General features: G+C 46.8%; 5 protein-coding genes. 1 reads left to right on the top strand and 4 read right to left on the bottom strand.

The features are described from left to right. Positions 1–267 precede the first annotated feature (267 nt). A complete protein-coding gene (locus AC5JMF_RS30130) occupies positions 268–1,599 on the bottom strand; it encodes an SCP2 sterol-binding domain-containing protein (protein ID WP_495799379.1) in 1,332 nt (443 codons plus the stop codon). A 37-nt stretch (positions 1,600–1,636) separates the two neighbouring features. Further along, the gene (locus tag AC5JMF_RS30125; protein WP_495799378.1) at positions 1,637–2,413 is read right to left on the bottom strand and encodes an SDR family NAD(P)-dependent oxidoreductase; all 777 of its coding nucleotides are present in this window, start codon (positions 2,411–2,413) and stop codon (positions 1,637–1,639) included. 109 nt (positions 2,414–2,522) lie between these two features. On the opposite strand from AC5JMF_RS30125, the gene AC5JMF_RS30120 reads away from it, so the two are divergent. Continuing rightward, on the top strand, positions 2,523–3,152 hold the full coding sequence (locus AC5JMF_RS30120; RefSeq protein ID WP_495799377.1) for a TetR/AcrR family transcriptional regulator: 630 nt from the start codon (positions 2,523–2,525) through the stop codon (positions 3,150–3,152). A gap of 125 nt (positions 3,153–3,277) precedes the next feature. On the opposite strand, the gene AC5JMF_RS30115 is transcribed toward AC5JMF_RS30120, so the two are convergent. Both AC5JMF_RS30115 and AC5JMF_RS30110 read right to left on the bottom strand, forming a co-directional pair. Then, positions 3,278–3,514, bottom strand: a complete 237-nt coding sequence (locus tag AC5JMF_RS30115; RefSeq protein ID WP_495799376.1) for a hypothetical protein — start codon at positions 3,512–3,514, stop codon at positions 3,278–3,280. A 471-nt stretch (positions 3,515–3,985) separates the two neighbouring features. Further along, positions 3,986–4,213, bottom strand: a 228-nt coding sequence (locus AC5JMF_RS30110; protein ID WP_495799375.1) for an alpha/beta fold hydrolase, incomplete at its 5' end; no start/stop codon positions are given.

Here is a 4,213-nt window from a genome sequence, read left to right as displayed (position 1 = left end):
CTAATGTCCAGTTTCGTCTAGACTTAGGTAGTTTTGGGTAGGTTTTACAGAACGGCTAAGGTAAAAGCAATCAAGCTTGCACCAATAGATCGACTGCTATACAATGATTAGTCCAGTATTACCGCATGGCTTACAACCTCCACACTCTCTCCTCACTTAAACGAGTTATGGAGCTTTCCTTTATTATCATTAAATCCCATCCTAACTACCAAAACCTACGCTCTTACGGTGTTATTGCTGCCTAATTTTGTCCGAAGTATTGTTTGATCATGCTGGAAAGCATTTGCCAAATGCCTGAAGCAGTTTGAGTGAGCCTTTAATCCGAATCTGGCGCCGCAGTAGCGCCCAAACCAAATTCTGCTCTTTTGCTAGAAAACCTAACCAGGTTTGGCTATCTGCTACGATCGCCAAATCTGCCTTACCAGTATGCCCCCTTTCGACATGAACAGCGCGATTGCCAATCGTCACAGTGGCTTGATGCGCCTCTGCCCCAAAGAATGTGAAGTGATAGATTGCATTCAATCCTTTGGACTGATCGCGTTGAAACAGCAGCGGCAAGCCAAACAGAAATCCCGGAATCGATTGAGGGCGAATGCCGCTACTGACCCGCCGGATCGTTTTGTGGGGAAAACGACGGGCAACATATGCTTCTGCATCCGATCCGGGCACTACATAGATCGGTTCGAGTTTATCTTGCAAGGGTTTGACGATTTCACGGACAAACCCTTTGCGATCGCTCAAAAAAGGTGCAATGACATCTTCCCCGGCTGGGCAAGCGGCAAGGCAATAAGCGGCTTTGTAGTTGGCTTTGAAGGATAGGCTTTGCCACATGGAAGCCGACTCTGAAGCGGTCACGTTTTGGCGGTAGTCACGGGCGCTTTTGCTATCGGCGATCGTCTCTGTCCAATCGGTGAAACCGCTCATCAGCTCGCGGTAGTTGTGGGTGTAACACGCGGAAAAGTTGAAGTGACCATCGGGGGCGATCGCTCCGACTGGGCAGGCTGCAACACACAATTTGCAATCAATGCAGGGATTGAAGTTGATCGGCTGATCGTAGGCTGTTACTTCTGAATCGATGAGAATTGTGCCCAGCGAAATGAAATTTCCAAACTTAGGATGAATCACGTTTCGATGCAGCCCCATATGACCTAACCCTGCTGCCACCGCAACGGGTTTATGAGAAACGACCCAGATTTTTCCTGGAAAGCGATCCATTTCCATCGGAAACCCTGCCGATGGATACAAACCTCTCACCCCAATCTGGGTTAGCATTTTCACGATCGTGCGAGCAACTTCGTTCACTTCCTCATAGTTGGCGTGAAATTCCACATTGGCAACCGATCGCGCCGGAGTTCGCACGTTTTCCCGATTCATCCGGCAGACAATGCTAATCAGCGTTTGGGTCGGGGCAAAGGCTGCCAGGATATCTGAGCGCTGATCGACAATTGCCTCTCGATCCAGTTCCACAAATCCGACATCATCGGCTCCGGCTTCGAGACAGAGCGATCGCAGCGATTCGGCATTCAACCTAACACGGGTTTGGGCAACAGGCTGTTCGCGCCACCAGCGCACGGTAGGATGATCATCAAATTTTGTCATGAGATTTTCTCCGGGGATGGTCGTTAAGGAATTGCGATTAGCCAACAAACGCTCCTGCACAGACCGTAATCACTTGCCCCGTCATGCCACTTGCTGCATCAGAAGCCAAGAATGCTGCTGTAGAAGCCGTTTCAGCCACAGAAATAGGGCGACCCAGCGGCGGCAGTGACATCGGCGGCATCTCACCAAAAATCCGGCTTTGCCCTGCCATCGTTTCTTGAATGGTGCGGGTTTCTGGCATTGCCGATCCTCGGACACAGTTGACGCGCACCCCAGCTCGACCAAACTCCCCCGCCAGCGATCGCGTCATTGCTTCAATCGCGCCACAGGTTGCGCTAATGCCTGCCATGTTGGCTGCCGTCATGCCGCTTAGCGTGGCAGAGAGGGTGACGATCGAGCCACTCCCTTGCTGCATCATCTGCACTCCAACGGTGCGGGAGGTGAGAAACGTAGAACCCAAAATAATCTGCAACGGCTTCAGAAATTGACTCAGTTCAACCTTCGTTGAGGGTTCGGGATAGCCCAAATCTACGGGTCGCCCCCCAATGCCATTAAAAACCGCATCGATTGAGCCTGCTGTAGCTGCAACTCGATTCACATAATCAGTTACGGCAATCGGATCAGTGGCATCCACCACATCTGCCTTAGCGATACCACCCTCATCAGTGATCTGCCTGACCAATGTTTTCAGAGCCTCAGCATTGCGCCCCGATAGCCACACCTGAGCGCCTTCCCGGGCAAACTTACGGGCAACTTCACTGGCGATCGCACCCGTTGCCGCGAACACCAAAACGTTTTTAGAGGACAAAAGCATCGAGAAACTCCTAACTGACAACTTAAATCTAAACACTGTTTAGAATCTGAACACTACTAAGATGCGATAAAATCTAAACAATGTCAAGATCTAATTTTGAGTTCTACCTGTGCTGTCCAAAACCTCGAAAAAATCAGATGCTTATCATCACGGCAACCTTCGCCTGGCATTGCTAGAGGCGGCACGGGCAGTCATGGAAGAATCGGGTATTGAATCGCTCACCTTGCGGGAAGTGGCTCGACGGGCTGGAGTTAGCCCTGGTGCGCCGTATCATCACTTCAAGGATAAAGCTGACCTGATTCGCGAACTGGTTTTGGACGGGTTTCAAAACCTCGATCGCGCTTCTCAGGCAGCTCTACAGGGAAAAACGACTCCCCAGGAAAAATTGCAGGCGATCGGTGTTACCTATGTCATGTATGCAGTGCAACATCCAGATCAGTTTCGCCTGATGTTTCGCCCTGAGATGGGTTCCCCACTAGAAGATGAAAACCCAACCTGTACGCCAGTTTTCCGATTGTTGCTAGAGGTCATTGATGAGTTTCATTTGGTGGAACGCGATCGTAATACAGCAGCGATTTCAATTTGGAGTTTGGTACATGGACTGGCCTCACTGTTAGTTGATGGTCCACTACACTCGATGACGGCTGATCTTAAGACGGTTCATGCACTGGCTGTTCAGGTGACAGGTGCGATCAACTTGGCTGACTTCAAATTAAATGATGAAATACCCCAATCATGAATTCAGGATGCAAGTTATTTTTAGGCACAACTAAGATAATTGTGCCTAAAAATAATTAAATTTTTCGGTTACTGGATTTCATCAAAATTGCTAAATTATATGAAACCCTTTTCTAACATTCCGTTCTAGTCAACTATTGTTTTGTATTTAGCATATGCGTAGCTTGTGGCCGCTCCAATACCAACCCCAAGAAATGCAGAAGCAACTGTTATAATAGAACCGCTTACTTCCATAAGGAGAATATGCATAATACCGCCTTGAATATTAAGGTCTTTTTCAGACAGATCTTTTAAGTAACTTTCAGAATCAGAAAATAGATCAGAGCCAGCAGTATGCAAGGTAGAAATTGTGATTTGAGACATTTCCAAATTATCCTAGTTAAATAAACTACAGTTGTTAGCCAAATCAAGTATTTGAATTGTGGCTAATAAACTTCTCATGAAAAACTTGGATAATTTTGCCGATATCATCAATTTTAAACGACCTTTATTGATACTGTTTAGGCAGTTATTCTCGGAAAAATCCCAGTCAAAACAATTCAAAATTCGCGCATTATCAATTCAAAATTACAATCAGTAGGGGCTTGAACCCACCACTGTCTTGCAAAGTTTCCTGCGGAAATACAGAAATGGTGGGAAATTATCATGAGTGCTTATCTGATGGTAAGTCTTCACTCTCAAGTTTTGAACAATCAACCCCAACTAGGGGGAAAAAAATCTAAAAAAAAGTCCAATTAAGGGCTACAAATCCGGTTGATGACTTAGTACAACAAGTGCGATCGCGCATCATCAAGCATCATGTTTGAGTTTGGTCGCCATAAAGGGGAGTTCCCTTTAATCAACAGAATTACGATCGCATTCTACTCGGCTCAAAAATTCGTCCAGCACCTGCAGAAACCTTTCTGTTTCTTCCAAATGAGGCATGTGAGAACTATTTTCAAACAGTATCCACTCTGAATCAGAAATGCCTTGCTTTAATTTTTCTACACAAGCTGGGGTTACTTCATCATAAGCTGTTCCATATATAACTTGCATAATTAGGGCGGGCAAGATGCCCACCCC

This window comes from Desmonostoc vinosum, assembly GCF_059505385.1.
The sequence above is the reverse complement of the archived record's forward strand: the minus strand, read 5'-3'. Positions and strand labels throughout refer to the sequence as shown.

Excerpts from the sequence above, each read along its gene's own strand:
- AC5JMF_RS30130 (WP_495799379.1), bottom strand. The coding sequence starts at position 1,599 with ATGACAAAATTTGATGATCATCCTACCGTGCGCTGGTGGCGCGAACAG.
- AC5JMF_RS30125 (WP_495799378.1), bottom strand. The coding sequence starts at position 2,413 with ATGCTTTTGTCCTCTAAAAACGTTTTGGTGTTCGCGGCAACGGGTGCG.
- AC5JMF_RS30115 (WP_495799376.1), bottom strand. The coding sequence starts at position 3,514 with ATGTCTCAAATCACAATTTCTACCTTGCATACTGCTGGCTCTGATCTA.